The sequence below is a fragment of the Pseudomonadota bacterium genome (genome assembly GCA_039815145.1).
Taxonomy (GTDB): Bacteria; Pseudomonadota; Gammaproteobacteria; order Steroidobacterales; family JBCBZW01; genus JBCBZW01.
The window spans coordinates 62973-83348 of the sequence record JBCBZW010000002.1; the positions used below are offsets into that span (position 1 = coordinate 62973).

Annotated in this window: 14 protein-coding genes; 11 read left to right on the plus strand and 3 right to left on the minus strand. The window is 64.9% G+C overall.

The features are described 5' to 3' along the window. The first annotated feature begins 58 nt into the window (after window positions 1–58). Entirely contained in the window at window positions 59–2287 is a 2229-nt protein-coding gene (locus AAF184_01310) for a PQQ-binding-like beta-propeller repeat protein (protein ID MEO0420943.1), read from the plus strand. Here the strand turns inward: AAF184_01310 and AAF184_01315 are convergent. After that, complete coding sequence (locus AAF184_01315) at window positions 2277–3887, minus strand: glycosyl hydrolase family 28-related protein (GenBank protein ID MEO0420944.1); 1611 nt, start codon at window positions 3885–3887, stop codon at window positions 2277–2279. The two genes, AAF184_01310 and AAF184_01315, sit on opposite strands and share 11 nt — an antisense overlap. A gap of 320 nt (window positions 3888–4207) precedes the next feature. On the opposite strand from AAF184_01315, the gene AAF184_01320 reads away from it, so the two are divergent. The 7 genes from AAF184_01320 to AAF184_01350 all read left to right on the plus strand — a co-directional run bounded on the left by AAF184_01320 (window position 4208) and on the right by AAF184_01350 (window position 13059). Next, window positions 4208–7120 (plus strand): TonB-dependent receptor, encoded by a 2913-nt coding sequence (locus AAF184_01320; GenBank protein ID MEO0420945.1) that lies wholly within the window; start codon window positions 4208–4210, stop codon window positions 7118–7120. A 410-nt stretch (window positions 7121–7530) separates the two neighbouring features. Beyond that, entirely contained in the window at window positions 7531–8391 is an 861-nt protein-coding gene (locus tag AAF184_01325) for a 2-keto-4-pentenoate hydratase (GenBank protein ID MEO0420946.1), read from the plus strand. Window positions 8392–8430: 39 nt separating this feature from the next. Continuing rightward, window positions 8431–9495 carry a LacI family DNA-binding transcriptional regulator gene (locus AAF184_01330; protein MEO0420947.1) on the plus strand — a complete coding sequence of 355 codons (1065 nt, stop codon included), beginning with the start codon at window positions 8431–8433 and terminating at the stop codon, window positions 9493–9495. A gap of 46 nt (window positions 9496–9541) precedes the next feature. Next, window positions 9542–10303 (plus strand): 2-dehydro-3-deoxy-D-gluconate 5-dehydrogenase KduD, encoded by a 762-nt coding sequence (gene kduD / locus AAF184_01335; GenBank protein ID MEO0420948.1) that lies wholly within the window; start codon window positions 9542–9544, stop codon window positions 10301–10303. Further along, the gene (locus tag AAF184_01340) at window positions 10300–11298 is read left to right on the plus strand and encodes a TRAP transporter substrate-binding protein (protein MEO0420949.1); all 999 of its coding nucleotides are present in this window, start codon (window positions 10300–10302) and stop codon (window positions 11296–11298) included. The genes kduD and AAF184_01340 overlap by 4 nt, the downstream gene beginning before the upstream one ends. Continuing rightward, window positions 11291–11788, plus strand: a complete 498-nt coding sequence (locus tag AAF184_01345; protein MEO0420950.1) for a TRAP transporter small permease — start codon at window positions 11291–11293, stop codon at window positions 11786–11788. The genes AAF184_01340 and AAF184_01345 overlap by 8 nt, the downstream gene beginning before the upstream one ends. Then, window positions 11779–13059: a TRAP transporter large permease gene (locus AAF184_01350; protein MEO0420951.1), complete on the plus strand. Its 1281-nt coding sequence runs from the start codon at window positions 11779–11781 to the stop codon at window positions 13057–13059. The genes AAF184_01345 and AAF184_01350 overlap by 10 nt, the downstream gene beginning before the upstream one ends. A gap of 18 nt (window positions 13060–13077) precedes the next feature. Here AAF184_01350 and AAF184_01355 read toward each other — a convergent pair whose 3' ends face one another. Both AAF184_01355 and AAF184_01360 read right to left on the minus strand, forming a co-directional pair. Further along, a complete protein-coding gene (locus tag AAF184_01355) occupies window positions 13078–15330 on the minus strand; it encodes a polysaccharide lyase 6 family protein (GenBank protein ID MEO0420952.1) in 2253 nt (750 codons plus the stop codon). Window positions 15331–15335: 5 nt separating this feature from the next. Then, window positions 15336–16100 carry a FadR/GntR family transcriptional regulator gene (locus AAF184_01360; protein MEO0420953.1) on the minus strand — a complete coding sequence of 255 codons (765 nt, stop codon included), beginning with the start codon at window positions 16098–16100 and terminating at the stop codon, window positions 15336–15338. Window positions 16101–16315: 215 nt separating this feature from the next. Between AAF184_01360 and AAF184_01365 the strand changes: the two genes are divergently transcribed. From AAF184_01365 to AAF184_01375, 3 genes are read left to right on the plus strand one after another with little or no spacing between them, the layout of a single operon-like run. Next, entirely contained in the window at window positions 16316–18607 is a 2292-nt protein-coding gene (locus AAF184_01365; GenBank protein MEO0420954.1) for an alginate lyase family protein, read from the plus strand. 5 nt (window positions 18608–18612) lie between these two features. Continuing rightward, complete coding sequence (locus tag AAF184_01370; protein MEO0420955.1) at window positions 18613–19368, plus strand: glucose 1-dehydrogenase; 756 nt, start codon at window positions 18613–18615, stop codon at window positions 19366–19368. A gap of 20 nt (window positions 19369–19388) precedes the next feature. Next, window positions 19389–20321 carry a sugar kinase gene (locus tag AAF184_01375; GenBank protein MEO0420956.1) on the plus strand — a complete coding sequence of 311 codons (933 nt, stop codon included), beginning with the start codon at window positions 19389–19391 and terminating at the stop codon, window positions 20319–20321. Window positions 20322–20376 lie beyond the last annotated feature (55 nt).

Below are 20376 nucleotides of genomic sequence, written 5' to 3' on the forward strand. Positions count from 1 at the left end.
GCAACAGGCAATCAAGGTCCGTACGTCCAGTGCACAGAAGAACTCGGGAGACTCATGGATGACTCGCCTCACTCGACACCTCGCCTGGCTGCTGCTTGCCAGCCTCTCGCTGCCCGCCCTCGCACAGGACCGGGAGTTCGTCTACTTCCTGAACTTCGTCGGTACCGGCGGCAATACCAACGCTGATGACATCGGCGTCTTCGACGTTCGAGATCGCCGCCTGGACCAACCACTGAGCGCGGTCGCGGAGCGCCTGTTCGATCTGGAGCATCTGCCCGGCAGTGAGGTGATTTGGTTCGCGGAAGAGGGCGCGGTGCGGGCGATCGACATCCGCCAGGGCGAGGTGCTGCAGACGATAGCCGTGGCAGGCCCGGAGCCGCAGATCGCCCTCAGTCCGGACGGTGCGATGCTGTACGTACTCACGCGCGACGGCCAGCTCCTGGCCTACGACATCGCGACGGGGCAACAGACCGCGGCGGAACCGGCGCAGCGCGGCGCCCAGCTCTCCGTCGATCCAAGCGGGCGTCGGGTCTTCTGGACCGCCCGCTGCTGCAGTGATGAGACGGTGCACGTGGTGGACCCGGTCAGTTTGGAGGAGATCGACCGCATCGTCCTCCCGTCCTCCTCGACGAGCAGGATCGCCGTCTCCCCCGACTCGACCACGTTGGCGGTGACCAGCTCCACCTTGTCCACCCTGATGGTGGTGGATCTGGCGAGCAACGCCGTCACCACGATCTCCCTCGGTGCGCAACCGAGCCTCGACCTGGCGCTCTCGGCGGATGGCGGGACGGCCTACGTGCAGACGGAGTTCAACGGCGTCCGGGTGATCGATACGGGCGCAGAGGCAGCGGTCGCGCAACTCGGGCAATTCTCGTCGGCGTTGGCCCTGAGCCGTGATGGGTCACAGCTCTACCTGGTCGACAACAGTGAGCTTGCGGTGGCCGATACGACGAGCAATACGATCCTCTCACGTACGCCCATCAATGGTGCGGTGGACAAGCTGCTCGTCGGGCAGGTGCCTCGAAACCTGAGTGGCCTCATGCGCGGCATGCGCGCACGCATCGGCCAATGCACCAACACGGACAACTTCTTCGGGTTCTCCTTCAGCTTCTCCGCCCAGAACTGGTTCTGCCCCTTGGACTCGCTGGCGGTGGATCCGGGGACGCCGGTACAGGTGCTGCTGCGTGGGGTAGTGTCGAACTACCGTCACGCATACTTACCTAGTGCTTTCGATGACCAACTGTACGTGGTGGCCTTGAACGGCAATCAGCTGGTCGATCGCGTCCCGGTTGGCGGTAACTCGAACGCCGTCGCGGTGAGCCCGGACGGTAGCGAGGTGTACGTCGCAAGCGAAGATGAGGAAGAGGTGTGGGTGCTGGATGGGGTGAGCCACGAGGTGCTGGCGCGGATCCCGGTGAACGGGAATCCTGAGCGCCTCGCGCTGTCGCCCGATGCGACCCAGCTGTGGGCGAGCATCGACAGCCCGAGCGAGGTGAACGTGATCGATCTGGCCACGCGAAGCATGATCGCCGCCATCCGCACCACGGGCCTGCCTAGTGAGCTCGCCTTCTCCCCGGACGGCGCCACCGCGTACGTGGCGATCAATTTCTTCTCCACGGAGTCGGTGAACGTCATCGACGTGGCAAACCTCGCCCTGCGCGGCACCATCCGCCTGGGCTTCCCGATATCGTCCTTGGAGGTGAGTCAGTCCGGCACGCGCTTGTACGTGGTCGCGGATCCGGGCTCGTCCGTCGTGGTGTACGACCTCGCCTTGGGCCTGCCTATCGCCAACATCGACCTGGCGGACGATGGTCGCAGCGTCCTCGAGTCCGCCGATGGCAACCTGCTCTACATCACCGACGATAGCGGCGCACTCACCTACGTCGAGACCACCACATTCTCCGTCGTGGGCACGGCCGCCGCGCCGCTCGAGCCCCGTGGTATTGCGCAGGACGCCGGCACGCAATTGCTCTACGTGGCCGGGGAGGGCGACGGGGGTTTCCAGCTGTTCACCCCACTCACAGGCTTGGCGGGGCCGAGCGTACAGATCGGCAACCTGACCCGCGCGTGGGGCGACTTCCTGGGGCCGAACATCAGCCCGCATTTCGCCGGGCGCGTCGACAATGCGGTGACCCTGACGTCCTACACGTGCCGCAACATCACGACGGGGCAAACCCTGTCCACCACCGTGGCGCCGGGCACCAGGACCTGGGATTGCACCGCGCTCGGGCTGGCCACCTCGTCTGGTGACTTCGCCGAGGTGCAGATGCTCGTGGTCAGCGACTAGGGTCGGTGGCCGAGGTGCGCGATAGGATCCGCTCGGCGAGCTGATAGTCGTACAAGGAGGGGGCCGCCTGCACGGCCTCGTTCAGCATCTCCACGTAGGGTGCAGGGCGATAGTCCAACGTGAAGGAGCGGTTGCCGTGCAGGCCGACGATCCGCGCCATCGGTCCCTCGTCCAACCCCTGCACGGTGACGATCTCATCGGGGTGGGCGCCGCCGGTGATCAATACCCGTAGGTTCCAGGCGGTGTTGAAGCCACCGTGGCCGGGTTGCCAGTAGGGCGCGCCGCTGCCATCGAAGACGGGGGTGACGGGGCCGTCATCGGTGCGCAGGGCTCGCTTGTGGATCGTGACGTCGTCGTAGAGGTTCTGATGGTTGGCGCCGGCGTGTTGATCCAGCGTCGGGGTGGTGAACACCTCCGCGTGCTTGTAGACGCACTTGGTGGATTGGGTGTTGAAGGTGAGTGAGTGGAGCACGGGGTTCATCACCCGCACGTTCTCTGCGAGGACGTTGTGTACGTTGCCCATGTGCACGGCGTAGTGGGCGCGGCGGGTGCCGTCGGAGAGGATGTCGCGATAGGTCACGTTGGCGCTCGCGTAGCTCAGGATGCCGCTGTCCGCGTTGGTGATGCGGATATTGCGTGCCCAGGAGTCGAAGGCGGTAGTGAAGTAGATGCCGTTGTAGCCGCGCTCCATGTGATGGCCGAAGAAGGGGGAGTCCGGGAATTCGAGGTGCAGGTCTTCTACGCCCACCTGCTCCAACCCATCCCAGGTGGCCACCTGAGCGGGAATCGACTCCCCGACGTCGTGCAGTAGCGGATCGGCGAGGCGCAGGGTGCGCCCGTCCACCGCTTGCACCCGCGAGGTCTGGCGGACGAGGGGGCGCTTGGGAAAGGTCCAGTGATGGGAGCCGGCGCGCTCGTGATCATCGCCGTAGAGGGACTTGATGATGCCCGCGCCCGGGCCAGCGCTATTGATCCACTGCAGTTGAACGATGTCGCCGGCCTCCAGGGAGGCGGCAGTGGAGGCGAGTTGGAGTTCCCGGTCACCGCGGGTGCCCGAGGCGATTTGGGCGAGCACGTGGATCTTCGGGTCGTACTCCTCGAGGTAGGGCGCCGTGCGCACCCCCGGTTTCTGGATCCAGACAAAACCGCCGCTCCAGGAATACTCAGAGAACAGGTCATTGAGGTTCTTTGCAGGCTCCACCTGGCGCTTGTCGAGCTTGACCAGATACTTGCGCAACTCGTCGAGGGAGTCGCTCTGATCGACTTGGTTGAGCGGCCTCGGGAAGCTCAGCACCGTGCCGCCGGGACCTGACCCTGCGCCCTGCAGGACGAAATTGGATCGGGTGATGCGCAACACCGCCGACACCCGGTAGCGCCCCGGCGAGAAGCGAACGATGACCGGGCCTACTGCCGCCGTGGCTGCAGCGATGGCTTGCTGGATGGCCTTCGTATCGTCGATCTCGTCATCGGGTTTGGCGCCGAAGTCGTCGACCAGGAATACACGCCCGCTCGCTACCGGTAGCGCATCGAGGCCGTTCCGATACCCCGCATAGGAGAAGTCCGGAAGGTAGTGGCTCGCGCTTATTGTCTCTAGGGACAATATGTCAGGGAGCCGCTGCGCCGAAGTCCCCACGGCGAGTGCCGCTGCCGACCACATTGCCAGCAGGCTCATCGCCATTCGCGATAAGTAGTTAATTTGCATGAGCTATTGTCCTTTCAACGGTCGGAGCTCGCGTCGCATTTCCTGACCAAGACCGTAGCCCACGCTCTGGCAACCGGCAACTGCAGCGCGACTCCTGGAGGCTTAGGACGCGATATGCAATCGGTGTAGACACCGGTGACATTTTGCGTATGCTTGACGCTGAGGGAGCCAATGGGGTTTCCGCTAACGCAGTTTCCGGATCCGGGGGGGTCAAACCAGTGAAACATCGTCTCAGCGCGTCTGCGCTTGCCGTCTATGCCGCCGCCATGGCGGCACCAGCCACCGTTAACGCGCAGCAGGAAGGGCCTATCGACGAAGTCGTCGTTCAGGGCATCCGCGGATCCCTGGCGAGCGCGATCGACCAGAAGCGCGATTCCGACAACCTCGTCGAGGTCATCGTTGCCGAGGACATCGGTAAGCTGCCGGATCAGAACCTCGCTGAAGTGCTCGAGAACGTCACGGGCATCCAGATCACGCGTACGGCGGGCGTCGGCACGGGCGTGCAGATTCGCGGCACCAACGCGAATCGCGTCGAGTTCAACGGTGTGTCCACCGTCGCCTCCGGGTCGAGCCGCACCGGTATCGACTTCGAAGACGTCAACCCCGCGATCATCTCCGCCGTGGAGGTGATCAAGTCCCCCGAAGCCAAGACCATCGAGGGCTCGGTCGGCGGCACCATCAACCTGCGCACGATCCGCCCGTTGGAGCTCTCGGAGATCCTGGCGTCGGCGCGGATCCAGGTGGAGGATAGCAGTCTCACGACTGACGGCCGCCAGCCCCGCCTGTCAGGCGCCTTCGGTAATTCCTGGGACACGGGCATCGGGTCGATCGGGTTCGTCGTCAGCGGCAGCTACACGGAGCAGGAGTCCGTGTCCTTCCGCCCACGTACGGACCGCGACAACATCGCCTCGCCGCCCGGCGCAGACCCTGCCGAGTTCCTCGGCATCCAGTTCCTGGTGCAGGAGCAGGAGAACTTCGATTACGAAACCACCAACATCGCGACGACCCTGGAGTGGGCACCGAGCGACCAGCTGAAGTTCAGCTTCGACGCCATCATCAACGAGCAGGAACGCAGCCAGGATAGCTACCGTCTGCAGGCCTCCGGCGTCAGCACGCTACGAAACATCAGCATTCCCACGGCCTTCGAGATCGTCGACTTCGGCGTGGGACCCGGTGAATTCCCAGCGGCCCTGCGCGGTGAGCTCGAGCCTGACCTGGCCAACGACGACGACGACCCGAACCTGCGCTTCTCGAGCGACACGGGCTCGCGAGTGACCGACAGCCAGGTGTTTGCCTTCGCGACGGAGTGGACCGGTGATCGCTGGACCGTCCGGGGCGAGATCGCCTCGACCACCTCGGACACGGAGAACCCGAACCTGAGCACCACGCTCAATTTCCTCAATCCCAACTGTCCGCAGGACGGCACCAGCAACGACAACTGCGTGCCCTTCATCTACGACCTCTCCGACGGGTCACTGGCCTGGGGCATCAACTTCAACTCGCCCTTCGCGCCGACCGTCGCAGACCTGACGGACCCCGCCAACGTCGTGCTCGATCAGGTGATCGTCGGTCGTAACACCACCGAGAACGAAGACATGGCGTTCCGCCTCGACTTCAACGTCGATCTCCAGTGGAAGGCCTTCACGTCGATCGACTTCGGCGCACGCTACAACCAGGCGTCCAGCCGCTTCGATGACATCGAGGATCGTATCGGTGGCTTCAGCCAGCTGGTAGATAGCCCGAGCGGCCTGCTGTTCGAGGAGTTGCTGGTCCCGGGGCCAGACAACTACGGCGATGCCGACGGCCGGGATCTGTTCATCTCCAACTTCCTCCTGGTCGATCCCAACCGGGCCTTTTCCGATCCTGATGGCACGGTTCAGATCCTCCAGGACGCGGTGATCGAGCACGATCCGGACAGCCCCGACATCCTGATGTTGGCCTCGGACGAGAACCAGTTCTACGATGTCACCGAGGACACCATCGCCTTCTACGCCCAGGCCAACTTCGAGGCCGGCATCGTGCGCGGTAACGTCGGCCTGCGCTACGTCGACACGGAGACGGACTCCGTGGCCTTCGGCTTCGCCGACCAGAACGGGGTACGTGCCCTCGAGTCCACTAAGGGCAACGCGGACTTCTTCCTGCCTCGCGCCAACCTCGTGATCCAGCCGCGCGACGATCTGCTCGTGCGCCTTGGTTTCGGGTCTGACATTCGTCGCCCGAACTTCAGTGATGTGAACACGGCCTTCGCGGCGGACGATCAGGAGAACTCGGTCATCGCCCTTGGTAATCCGAACCTGCAGCCCGAGGAGGTGGATTCCTACGACCTCTCCGTGGAGTGGTACTTCGCGCCAGCGGCCATCGCCAGCATCGGGTACTTCCGCAAGGAACGCACCAACATCATTGGGGTCGACTTCGACGGCGCTTTGCTGGTCGACGATCCGACCACCACCAGCGGTCTCGCCCGTGAGACGGATCCGAACTGCCCCGGGGGCGGTATCTTCAACCCCAACGTCATCCCCAATGTCCTGGGAGACCCGGATACCATGGGGCTATGCGTGGATCGCACCACCCCGACCAACGATCCGGAGACCACCACGCAGCAGGGCATCGAACTCGCCTTCCAGTACAACCTGTCCGCCTTCGAAGATACCCTCGGGTGGGCGTCCGGCTTTGGCATCCTCGCCAACTACACCTACCAGGACTTCAGCGGCGGTTCGGTCATCGACACCACCTCCGGTCGTGGCCTGGATGTGCTGGGGGATGTCTCCATCCCCCGCGGGCTGCTCGACTTCTCGAAGAACGCCTACAACGTCACGCTCTTCTACGAGAAGTTCGGTCTCTCCGCCCGCGTGCGCTACACCTGGCGCGAGGGCTTCCGCACGCAGGATTTCGGTGGTGGTGCGAACACCAGCGGTAGCAGCACCTTCAGCTTCCCCGTCAACACGCTGGACCGCGGTCAGCTCAACGCCAGCATCAACTACGCCTTCACCGATAACTTCGCGGTCGAGTTCCAGGCCGTGAACATCACGGAGGAGCGTATCGATCAGCACTGCGTGGCGGAGACCGGGCCCCTGTGCTTCGTCGGCTTCCCGGACCGACGCCTCGCGCTCGGTGCGAGCTATCGCTTCTGATAGGCCGTTTCCAAGCGGCCCACACTGACGCTACAGCCAGAAAGCCCCGGCAGCTTGCCGGGGGCTTTCCGGGCGGTCGGGTGGGGATTGTCTGCTGAGACATCCCCCATGTCCGGCGCGCCAGTGCACGTGATCATAGGTGGGGAGGGGCACGGTGGCATGGATCGACTGCTTGCCGTTCTCCTGAAGATTGGCGAGCTGAGGCTCGCTGGTACCCTGCCGGGGAGGTGCTCGCCTTCGTGATTGGCCGCCAGGACATTGCCCACAGCCGCTAGAAAAGCGCGAAACGAGGCGTTATTCTTGACACCGGTGACAATAAGTCTCGAATGCTTCGAGCCATTGGCGGTTCAGTGTATGCCGTCTCACCGAGTGAGTTTGTTCGGTAGATCTTCTCGCGAAGGATGACCTGAATGCCATTGGAGAACGATCCCGCCGAGCCGCGACCGCTTTCCCCAGCGCTCGAAGAGGTGTCGCAGCGCCTGGTGAGTGCCCGCTTGGGCGCACGGGCCCTCGATAGCTTCCCGGGTCAACTCCCGGCCAGCCTCGAGGACGCCTATTCCGTGCAGAGCGCATCGATGGCGCGTTGGCCGGACAGGGTGGCTGGCTGGAAGGTGGGCGGCGTGCCCACTGATCTGCGTGAGGTGCTCGGCGCGGCGCGCCTCTCGGGGCCGATCTATCGAGCATCGCTCGCGCACACCGCCGTGGGCGAGCAGCACACTATGGCGATCTTCGAGGGCGGCTTTGCGGCGGTGGAGGCGGAGTTCATCTTTTGCCTCGATGAGGCGTTCCCGCCGGACGGTCGAGTCTACGGTGACGACGACTTGATCGAACGCATCACGTTGCACGTGGGTGCGGAGATCGCCAGCAGCCCGATGGCGGACATCAACCGTATCGGCCCCGTGTGCGTGGTGTGCGACTTCGGCAACAACGGAGGGTTGCTCGTGGGGCCGGCGATTCCCCAGTGGCACACGCTCGCGGAGGAGGAGCTCAGCGCTAGGGTGCACGTCGACGGTGTGCTCGCTGGCGCGGCTACGGTGACGGACGTCGAGGGCGGCCTGCTGGCGCCGCTTCGCTTCCTCCTCGCCCTGTGTACCGCCCGTGGCCTGACCTTGGAGGCGGGCACTTTCGTCTCGTGTGGAGCCTTGACCGGTATCCACGAGGTGACGGTGGACTCGCATGCCAAGGTCCAGTTCGGTGGCGTTGGCGCGTTCGATGTGACGTTCGAAGCCAGGCAGCCGATGCCGGACAGTGCGGCCTCAGCGGAGCACTAGAGGATCGCTCAGGTGGGACGAACCAGTCGAAAATCAGCCATCGATTACGCAGCCGCGGCGCGACGGTGGGTCGAGAGCAACAAAGAGGGCCGTAAGCCGACCATCCGCGACGTGGCGGAGTTGGCGGGCGTCTCAAAGAAAACCGTCTCGCGCGTGATCAACGATTCACCCACCGTGAACGAGGCCACGCGCAAGGGCATCAAGGGGCTGATCCGCGAAATCGGTTATCGCCCTGATCCACAGGCGCGCGGGCTCGCGTCGCGCCGTTCCTATCTGGTGGGCCTGATCACCGATAACCCCACCCCGCAGTACGTGGTCAACATCCAGCACGGGATCCTCGACGTGTTGCGCCAGACCGGCTACGAACTCGTGGTGCACCCGTGCGATCGAAAGAGCGAGACCTTCGTCGAAGACGCCCGCCGCTTCGTGGAGGTGCAGAAGCTCTACGGCGTGATCCTGACGCCGTCGGTGTCCGAAGACGAACGCCTGGCCGAAGTGCTGCGCGAGCTGGGTTGCGCGTACATTCGCATCGCCTCCATCGCCCTCGACATGGAGCGGCGCATGATCGTGACCAACGATCGGGTGGGCGGGCGAGAGGCCGCTCGGCACCTGGCGCACCTTGGGCACAAGCGCTTGGCGGTACTCGTGGGGCGTCGCAGCTTTCGCTCGTCGCACGAGCGCCGGGCAGGCTTCGAGGAAGGGCTGGCCGAGTTCGGCATATCGCTGCCCCCCGAGTACGTGCTGCAAGGTGACTACACCTTCGAGTCGGGTCTGGCGCTCGGGGCGGAGATTCTCGATCTCGATCCGCCGCCGACCGCGGTGTTCGCCTCCAACGACGAGATGGCCGCAGGTGTGTTGCAGGCCTTGCACGTGGCCGGCCAGACGCCACCGGACGCACTGTCGGTGGTGGGCTTCGACGACTTCGAGACGGCCACTCGCGTGTGGCCGCGACTCACGACGGCGCGTACGCCGGCTCGCAAGATCGGTAGGTTGGCGGCCGAGCGACTGTTCGAGTTCGAGAGCGACGACAGCAAGGCGACGGGGCCTAACGAGACCACCCCCCGTTTGATCGAGAGAGACTCCACCCGGCGCCCGAGATCGTGATGCCCCGAGGCGCGCCCATCAACATCGACACACAGGGTAGGCCAGCATGAGCACACCGCTATTCAGCCTGACGGGTAGGGTCGCCGTGGTCACGGGCGCCAATACAGGCCTGGGGCAAGCGATGGCGGTGGCTCTTGCCGGCGCTGGTGCCCGCGTAGCGCTGGTCGGGCGCTCGGAGCCGAAGGAGACGGAGCGCCTCATCCAAGAGTTAGGGGGGGAGAGTGCTGTGGTCATGGCCGACCTCAGCACGGCTGCCGTCGCGCCGGAGGTGATCGAGCAATGTGAGCAGGCGCTGGGTCCCGTCGACATCCTGGTCAACAACGCTGGCATTATCCGGCGCGAAGACGCCCTGAGCTTCAGCGAGGACGATTGGGACGATGTGCTGGGCACCAACCTCAAGGTGCCGTTCTTCCTGGCGCAGGCGGCGGCCAAGTCCATGATCCGCGATCAGCGTCGCGGCAAGATCATCAATGTCGCCTCGTTGCTGTCGTTGCAGGGCGGTATCCGGGTGGCGTCGTACACGGCCAGCAAGAGCGGACTCGCAGGCCTGACCCGCTTGCTCGCCAACGAATGGGCGGGCGCCGGGATCAACGTGAATGCGATCGTCCCAGGGTACTTCGCCACCAACAACACGGCCGCCTTGCGCGCCGACGAGGTGCGCAACCGACAGATCCTCGAGCGCATCCCCGCCGCGCGCTGGGGTGACCCTGCCGATCTCGGTGGCGCAGCCGTGTTCCTGGCCTCGTCCGCCGCGGACTACATCCACGGCACGCTGCTGCCAGTGGATGGCGGATGGTTGGGCCGATGATTACTCGGCGGACCCTGCTGCTAGCGCCGTTGCTGCTGACCGGCTGCGCCAGGCGTCGCGGCGCGCGGCCCCTGTTCGCCGCGGACTCGCAGCCGGACGACTACCCCACCACCCAGGGCTTGCACGCGATCGATCGCTTGCTCGACGAGCGCACCAACGGTGAGATGCGGGTGCGGGTCTACCCCGGGGGCCAGTTAGGTGCGGAGAAGGATACGCTCGAGATCGCCGTGTTCGGCGGGCTCGATTTGACCCGGGTCAACCTCGCCCCGGTGAACTCGATCGTCCCCGCTTCCATCGTGCTGGCCTTGCCGTTTCTATTCCGCTCGATCGCCCACTCGCGGGCCACCTTCGACGGCGCCATCGGTCGCCAGATCCTCGACGCCATGATGCCCTTCGGCCTGCGCGGCATGTGCTACTACGACTCGGGGGCGCGCTGCTTCTACAACACCAAGCGGCCGATCGTCTCGCCCAAGGACATCGCGGGCATGAAGATCCGCGTGCCTAAGTCGGATATCTACGTGGCGATGATCCAGGCCCTCGGCGCCAACCCGACGCCCATCCCCTACGGCGAGGTGTACCAGTCCCTGGTGCAGGGGGTGGTGGACGGGGCGGAGAACAACTACCCGTCCTACGAGAGCTCGCGTCACTTCGAAGCCGCCCAGCACTTCAGCCTGACCCGCCATGTGATGGCGCCGGAACTGGTGGTGGGCTCACGCCGTAGCTGGGACCGAATGTCCGGGGAGGAACAGGCCTATCTGCAGGCCGCCGCCGCCGACTCCGTCCCCGTGATGCGAGCCCTGTGGGATGAGCGGGTGGGTATCTCCCGGCAACGGGTGGCCGACGCCGGCGTCCAGGTGGTCGAGGCGGTCGATCACGCCGCCTTCTCCGAACAGATGCTGCCGGTCTGGGATCGCTTCGTGACCACGCGGCAGATGCGTGGAGTGGTGGACGACATCGTGAATCTCGGTGCACAACTAGGCGATGAGAATGGATAGGTCTTCATGGGCGGGCAGCCGCCAGATCAGCGTGTTGGCGAAGTGGTTTGCCGCCCTCGGCCTGCTGGTCATGACGGCCATCATCGGCCTGCAGGTGTTCGCTCGCTACGTCCTCAACGCCAGTCCGGCCTGGGCCGAACAGGCGGCGCTCCTGCTTATGATCTGGTACGTGTTCATCGCCGCGGCGGCAGGGGTGCGCGAAGGCTTTCACATCCGCATCGCCGTCTTCGCCGATAACCTGCCATCCGCGCTGCGCCGGCCCGTCCGCGTGATCGCGCACCTGATCGTGGTGGCTTTCGGGGTGGCGATGGTGGTGTTCGGTATCGAGCTGGCGCGGGCCACCTGGCAACACGTGATACCGACGCTCGGGATTGCGCGCGGATTCGCCTACGTCCCCATCGCCCTGTCGGGAGGGCTGATCGCCGGGTTCTCGCTGGAACAGCTCGTCGCGGAACTGCGCAACACGGAGGTGCCCCAGGCATGGAACTGACGGTACTCATCGGCGTGTTGATCGCGCTGCTGCTCATCGGCGTGCCGGTGGCGTTCGCCCTAGGGCTAGCGTCCCTGGTCACCTTCGCCATGCTCGACATCCCGCTGGTCGTCGCCTTTCAGCGCATGGCCGCGAGCATGAACATCTTCGCCCTGATGGCGATTCCGTTCTTCGTGTTCGCCGGTGACTTGATGCACCGGGCCGGCATCGCCGAGCGTTTGATTCGCGTGGCGGATGCCGCGTTGGGGCGTACGCGCGGCGGCCTGGGCCAGGTCGATGTGGGGGCGTCCATGTTGTTCGGCGCCGTCTCCGGCTCCGCCATCGCCAGCGTGTCGGCCATCGGCTCGACCCTCGGTCCGATGATGGAGGAGAAAGGCTACGACAAGGACTACGTGGTCAACGTCTCCGCCACCTCGGCGATCACCGGATTGCTGATCCCGCCGTCGCACAACATGATCATCTATGCAGCCGCGGCCGGCGTGAGCATCTCCCTGGCCGACCTGTTTCTCGCGGGGGTTATCCCCGGCATCCTCACCGGACTCCTGCTTATGGTGGCCGCGTACGCGGTGGCCGCGAAACGCAACTACCCCCAAGGGGCGTTTCCCGGTTGGCGCGCGTTCGTCGCCGCGTTCGCGGCCGCCATACCCGGTCTGCTCGCGGCAGCGATCATCGTCGTCGGCGTGCTATCGGGTGTGTTCACCCCCACCGAGTCGGCCGCGATCGCCGTCGTCTACACCATCCTGGTGGCGGTGCTGGTGTATCGCTCGTTGACCTGGGAGGGCTTCCTAGCCGCGACCACGGCCTCCGTGCGCACCACGGCCATGGTGATGATCGTGATCGGGGCCGCGGGCGCCTTCGGCTGGCTCCTCGCCCTGCTGGAGGCGCCGACGCAGCTGGCGGCGCTCCTGCGCGGTATCACCGAGAACCCGCTGCTGCTGCTCCTGCTGATCAACGTCGTGTTGCTGTTGCTAGGCACCTTCATGGACATGGCGCCGCTGATCATCATCACCACGCCGATCTTCCTGCCGATGGCCTCGGAGCTGGGGATGGATCCGGTGCAGTTCGGCATCATGCTGCTGCTCAACCTGGGGATCGGCCTGGTCACCCCGCCGGTGGGGGCAGTGCTGTTCGTGGGCTGCGCGATCGGCAAGATACCGATCGAGCAAACCGTGCGCACGATATGGCCCTTCTACGGGGCGCTGATACTGGCCTTGATCGCCGTGATCTACGTGCCGGCCCTGTCCCTGTGGCTGCCGAGCTTGCTGGGCTAGGCGGTCGAGAAGCGGCCGCTACTGGTAGGTGACGTTCTCCGCCTCGTAACCCGCGTGGTTGGCCCGAATGGGCTGCGTGTTCTTCATGACCACATCGCGAATCTGCGTGATGGGCTCACCGTTGGTGAGGAAGAGGGTCAAGGGGGCACTGCCGTCCCAGTTCGAGTCGCTGATGTGCAGCTTCTGCACACCATGGAACAGCATCGAGGCGCCCGACTTGTTGCGCTTGCCCAGGCCCACATTGGTCAGCGTGTTGTCCGCGATGGTCACGATCGGACCGAAGGTGCTCTCGTCCGTGCCTCCCCGGTAGAGGTTAGCCACGGCTCCTTGTACGTCCTCGAAGGTGCTGCGCTCCACCCGTAGGTTCTCGACGTTGTAGATGCCGAGGTCGTCGGTCTCCTTATCCAACGCCAGGATCGAGCCGGTGATGTTGATCATCGCCGTGTCGAGGATCTCTATGCGGTCCGCGAAGGTGCTGCGATACACCTTGAGGAAATCGTAGCTGTGGTTGACGTCGAGGTTGGTCACGCGGCTGTTGCGAACCACCAGCGAGTAGTTCTGATTCATCGAGTAGCGGCTGGTGCTGATCACGTTGTTGCCAGCGAGGTCAGGGGACTCGGCGCCATCGATGCTGAGGTTGTCGAGCTCGAGGGAGCCGCCGTTGTCGATGATGAAGAAGCTGGATTTCTCGGAGCGGATGACCGGCTTCTCCCCGGCGCGCGCCAGGATCGTGAGGGTGTGCGAGGTCGGCGCGTACTTGGTGAGCAGGTATTCGCCGGCGTTCTCCAGCACGAGCACGTCGCCCGGCTGGCTCTCGCGCATGGCCTCCAGGATCGTGTTGGTGCCCGGTGCGACGGGGATTTCGCGCCCGCTGCGAAACGCCATGGCGATCTCTTGCTTGGGGTAGTAGGCGGCGCCGGTGTCGCGCTTGGTCACCGGCAAGCGCACGTCGTCGAAGCCGATACGCTCGAGCAGGGAGTCCTCGGGCACGCGCAAGCCCTCATCGGTGGTCCGCACGGCGTAGGGCACATGCTCGAAGCCCTGCTCGAGGGGGGCGCTGGCGCCGTCGCTCAGGATGTTGCCATCGAAGCTGATACCGGAGATGTCGTCGTACACCGTGAAGGGCGCGGGAGTGGTCTGCGACAGGATGATGTTGTCGTGCATCGTCGTGCCCGTGGGCGGTGCTGAGCGTTCCTCGTCGGCCCCCGCGCAGAGCTGGATGTGGTCGCTGTCGATGACCACGTTGCGGTCGAGGACCGAGTCGATCACGGGGTCGTAGCGGTTGATGGGGCCGTTGGGCACGCCGTTCATGATCACCAGGGCGCCGCGGAAGCGATGGCCGGTAAGCCCGTAGAGGTAGTTGTGGCGCACCGTCTGGTGCTCGTTGATGATACGGATGCCACCCGTGTTGGGCTTGCGGTTGCCGAGAAAGTAGTTGTTCTCCACGGTGGTGTAGTGACCGTGGCGCATGGTGAGCGTGCCCTGGCTCTCGAAGAACACGTTGTCGCGGATCTGGTTACCACAAGACTTGCTGGAGATGATCTCGAGTTCACCACTGGTGCGGTCGAAGTAGTTCTCGCGCACGATCGTGTTGGCGAATTCGCGCGAGTAATGGCTGGTGCCGATGCGCAGGGTTTCACCGCCGTTGGAACCGAGCGTCTGCCGGGGGCCGAAGTAGTTGCGCTCGATGATGTGGCCGTTCTCCCGGCTCGCCTCCGTGTTCATGCGCACGGCGAGGGTGACGCCTCGGTTGCCCTTGTTCAGGAGGGTGTTGTGATCGAAGCGATTGTGCTTGCCGTAGATCGCCACCCAGGTGTCCGCGGAGTGGCGCTCGGGGTTGCTGAAGCTGTCGATGACCACGTTGGTGACGCGCGTGTGATTGGCCAGCTGGTCCTTCGCCGTGCGGTAGGAGATCACCTCGCTGGTCGGGGTGAAGCCGTCCCTGAAGACGAGTCCGGAGACGACGATGTGTTCACCGGACAGCGAGAGGTTGGACTCGCCCGTGATGAGCACTTCGCCCGGCGTCTCGGCGCGCAGGGTGATGGGCGCGTCCTCCCGCCCGACGCCCTTCAGTACCAGCTCCACGTCGCGCCAGCGTCCGTTGCTGAGGACGACGGTATCGCCGGGGCTGAGGCTGGCGGTGGCCGCCTGAAACTCCGCCAAAGAGGTCACTCGCGTGCTCTGTGCTGCGACAGCCGCGCAGGTCGACGAGGCCAGGAGGGTACCTAGCAGGCAGGCCAGGGGGAGTCTTGTGGGGGTGTACTGGATCATCGCTGTCACCCGGCGTCCGACTGGGGCAGGTTCTGCAGGAACCGTTGCCTGCGCGCCGCCGCCTCGACGCGCAGGGCGGCGACGGCTTGCGCCTCCGAGGCGTCGATGATCGACGCCAGCAGGCGCGAGAAGTGATCCTGCATGGCGCTTCGGGCTGCCGCCGGGTCGTGCTGCTTGAGGGCGTCGAGGATGCGTTCGTGTTCCTTGCCCCGTTCCTTCGCCATGTCGTCGCAGCAGACCGCGGCGTGGGCTTGCTGTACGGCGGGCAGTTCCGTGCGCATGCGCCAGAGCCGCTCGATCGTGTCTTGCACCGCTGCGTTGCCCGAGGCCGCCGCGATGGTCAGGTGGAACTGCCGATCTGCATCCAGGGAGGTGTCGGCGCCACTCGGGTCGGGCTCGGACATCACCGAGACGAGTGCGGTCAGGTGGACGAGGGTCTCGTCGGAGATCGCGCGGGCGGCTAACGCGGCGGCTTCCGATTCGAACAGCAGGCGCGCCTGGGTCAGCTCCAACGCGGTGACCGCGGGCACGTCACCGGGATGATCGGTGGCGATGCGGTCGATGACGTAGGCACCGGAGCCAGGCTTGACGGCGATAAACCCCATCGCCTGTAGCGCGATCTCCGCTTCCCGCACCGTGACGCGGCTCACCCCGAGTTCGTCGGCCAACTCCCGCTCTCCCGGTAGCCGATCGCCTGGTTTGTACACGCCGTCGGCGATGCGCTTTTTCAGCCGTTCGGCCACGGTTTGGTAGAGGCGGTGATCACTCAAGGGACTGCTCTCCTAGATTGGTCAGTCCAATTATGGGGCATTCTGCGGATATTTGTGTAGCACGAATCGCTAGTGGATGCACTCAGTGGTATAGGGAATCGAGCTGATTCAGGGTCATTTGGCCTGTTCAGTTTTGAGTGATTGATCTGTACAGTATCGATATGCGCTTAGACCAATATTCCCGGCCAGCACCCCCAGGACAACGCGCTGGGTGCTTGCTGCGCGCTTCGGGTAGCCCCGGGTGGCTGGTGTGGGGAGTGTTGGTGCTCGCCATCGGGGCTGCACTCGTTCGTCCCGCGTTCGCGGAGCACCCGAAGCTGGTCATGACCGAGGAGGGCGTGCAACGGATTCGCGCGGGGCTCGGTCGCACGCCGCTGTTCGACGCCACCCTGGCGCGGGTGACGGCCGAAGTGGACGCGGAGATCGCCACCGGCATTCACACGCCACCTCCGCGCGATTTCTCCGGCGGGTATAGCCACGAGCGCCACAAACGCAATTTCCTGCTGATGCCGAAGGCCGGTGCCTTGTATCAACTCCTCGAGGATGAGAAGTACGCCGTCTACCTGCGGGACATGCTGCTGCAGTACGAGGGCATGTACGCAGAGTTGCCCCTGCATCCCCAGGAGCGGTCCTACGCGCGGGGCAAGTTGTTCTGGCAGTGCCTGAACGATGCGAACTGGTTGCTCTACGCGAGTCAGGGCTACGACGCCATCTACGAATACCTGAGCGTGGAGCAGCGTGAGCGTTTGGAGACGAACCTATTTCGCCCGTTCGCCGACTTTCTGTCCGTCGGCAATCCTCAGTTCTTCAATCGCATCCACAACCACAGCACCTGGGGCACTGCGGCCGTCGGCATGATCGGTCTCGTCATGCAGGACGAGGAGCTGGTGCAGCGGGCGCTCTACGGGTTGCAGATCGAAGACGCCGATTTCAGCGCCCGTGACGACGACGGCGGCTTCATCCGCGAGCGCGGCCAGGTGGCGGGCTTTCTCGCCAACCTCGATGAGCCGTTCTCCCCCGACGGTTACTACACGGAGGGACCGTACTACCAGCGCTACGCGATGTACCCGTTTCTGATCTTCGGCCAGAGCCTGCAGAACGCGCGCCCCGAACTGCAGATCATGGGCTACAAGGACGGCGTGTTGCTGAAGGCGATCAAGGCGCTGCTGAACCTGACGGATGCCGACGGTGAGTTCTTCCCGCTCAATGATGCCCAGAAGGGTATGTCCTGGCTCACCGAGTCCGTAGTCACAGCGGTGGATATCGCCTATCACGCGGGCGACCACGACCCGCAGTTGCTCGACATCGCGCATGCCCAAGGGCGCGTGACTCTGGACGACGCCGGCTTCGCCGTCGCTCGTGATCTCCACCAAGGGCTCCGCGAACCTCTGGTCCGCCACTCGGTGAACTACGCTGACGGTGCACAGGGCAGCGAGGGTGGCCTCGCGGTGCTGCGCTCGCCGACCACACCGCTGACCCTGGTATTCAAGTACTCCGCGCAGGGGCTGAGTCACGGCCACTACGACAAGCTCGCGTTCTCCCTCTATGCCGAAGGGCAGGAAGTGCTGCAGGACTACGGCATGGCGCGCTTCGTCAACATCGGCCAGAAAGGGGGCGGCAACTACCTCCCGGAGAACACGAGTTGGGCGAAACAGACAATCGCGCACAACACGTTGGTGCGGGACGAGCGCTCCCACTTCGAAGGTCGCTACGAGATCGCCAGTCAGCACCACGCCGACCTGGCGTTCTTCGACGCAAGCCAGGCTGGGGCGCACGTGGTGAGCGCCACTGCTGCGGCCGCCTATCCGGACACCACCCTGCGTCGCACGATGGCGATGGTGCAGGTCGCGGGCGAGCCCGTGGTGATCGACCTCCTCCGCGTGGCGAGCGATGGCGTTCATCGCTACGACCTGCCCTTCTGGTACATGGGCCAACACCTGGGCGCTGACTTCACGGTGACGCCGCCGAAGGCCAAGGCGGCGCTGGGCGCGAGCCACGGCTATCAACACCTGTGGGTGGAGGCGCACGGCCGACCGGGTGGGGAGAGTGCTCGTGCTCGCTTCCAATGGCTGGCCGGCGGTCGCTTCTACACCCTGACCAGCGCTGTCGCGGCCGGCGACGAATGGGTGTTCGCTCGCCTTGGCGCCAACGACCCGAACTTCAACCTGCGTCGGGACGCAGGCCTGATCATCCGCCGACAAGCCGACGGCGACACCCTGTTCGCGAGCGTCATCGAGCCGCATGGCCACTACAGCCCGGTGACCGAGCTCACGGATGGCCCCGTAGGCCAGATCGCCGACATCGAGGTGCTGAGAGATGACGGGGATTACACCGCCGTGTTGCTCATCGCCCGTGACGGGCGAGAGCGCGTCTTCATCGTTGCCAACGGCGATCCCGCGCCCGAGACCACCCACGCCTTGACCATGAAGGATCAGGTCTACCGCTGGCGCGGACCCTACCTCTACCAAGAACACTCACTCACAGAAGCAGATCACAGCGAAGGATAACGATTATGAAAACGCTCGAAGGAAAGGTCGCCATCGTTACCGGGGGTGCCCGTGACATCGGCCGCGCCGTGTCCGAGAAGCTCGCCGCCGAGGGGGCCCGGGTCGTCGTCAACTACTGCAGCAACCCAGACTCCGGTGCGCAAACCGTGGCGAGCATCGAGCAGGCAGGGGGGACGGCCATCGCCGTCGCCGGGGACATGACCAAGAAGCAGGACGTGGACAACCTCGTGGCCAAGGCCCGTGAGGCCTACGGTGATTCGATCGATGTGTTGGTCAACGTGGTCGGCGGCCTGGTCGCGCGCAAGGCGCTTGCGGAGATGGACGATGAGTTCTTCGACCGGCTGATGCGCTTGAACGTGACCAGCACGTTCCTCGCCACGCACGCCGTGGTGCCCTACATGAGCGAAGGGGCGACGATCGTCAACTTCGCTTCCCAGGCAGGCCGCGACGGCGGTGGCGGTGGCGCTTCCGCGTACGCGACCTCCAAGGGCGCAGTGATGACCTTCTCCAGAGCGATGGCCAAGGAACTCGGCCCCTCGGGTATCCGCGTCAACTGCGTGTGCCCGGGGATGATCAGCACCACCTTCCACGACACGTTCACCAAGGACGAGATCCGCAAGAACGTGGCCGGGGCGACCCCGCTGCGCCGTGAGGGCAAGGCCTCGGAGGTGGCGGACCTGGTATGGTACCTGGCCTCGCCTCAATCGAGCTTCGTCACCGGCGCGAACGTGGATATCAACGGCGGCCTCTTCTTCTCCTAAGCGTCAGCGAGTGCCGAGCGATGGCCCGTATCACCGTCTTCGGTGAGCCCCTCCTGGAGCTCGCCTCCACCGCCTCCGGGAGCGTCCTGGGCGCTGCGCAGTTGGGTATCGCCGGCGATACCCTCAACACATCGGTGTACCTCGCGCGCCTTGGCCATGAGGTGAGCTACGTGACGGCCTTGGGGGAAGACACGTACTCGCAAGCGATCGTCGAGCGCCTGAACGGCGAGGGCGTGAGCACGGACCGCATCGTACGCCACCCCACGCGGGTGCCGGGCCTCTACGCCATTCGCACGGACGAAGCGGGCGAGCGCTTCTTCACCTACTGGCGCGATCAGTCGGCAGCGCGGGACTTCTTCGCCCTGGCGCAGGCGCCCGCCGCCATCGGCAGCGCGTGGGAGAGTGACCTGTTCTACTTCAGTGGCATTTCCCTCGCGATCCTACAGCCCCAGCAGCGCAATCAGCTGCTGGAAGTGGCACGAGCCTGTCGCCGGCGAGGGGTGGAGGTCGCCTTCGACGGCAACTACCGTCCTTACGGTTGGCAGTCCACGGACCAGGCTCGCGGTTGCCTCACGGAGGTAGGCCAAACGGCCAGCATCGTGCTGCCGACCAGCGAGGATGATGACCAGCTGTTCGGCCCGTCCACGCCGGTTGAGCACGCACACCGATGGCGATCCTTCGGCGCTGGGCTCGTGGTGGTCAAGAACGGTCCCAACGGCGCCTACGTGGTGAGGGAGGGGGTGGTGGACCCCACCCACGTCGCCGTCGAGCAAGTGATCCAGCCCGTCGATACCACCGGTGCCGGTGATAGCTTCAACGCCGCGTTTCTCGCGGCTACGCTCGGCGGCCGCTCGCCCACGGAGGCGGCGGCGATGGGGAACCGACTAGCGGCGCGGGTCATCCAGCACCGCGGCGCTCTCATCCCACCCAGTGAGATGCCGAGCTTGGCGTAGGCGCCGGCGAGGCCTGCAGGGGCAGGGTGGCTTCACATTCGAAGCCGTCCTTGCG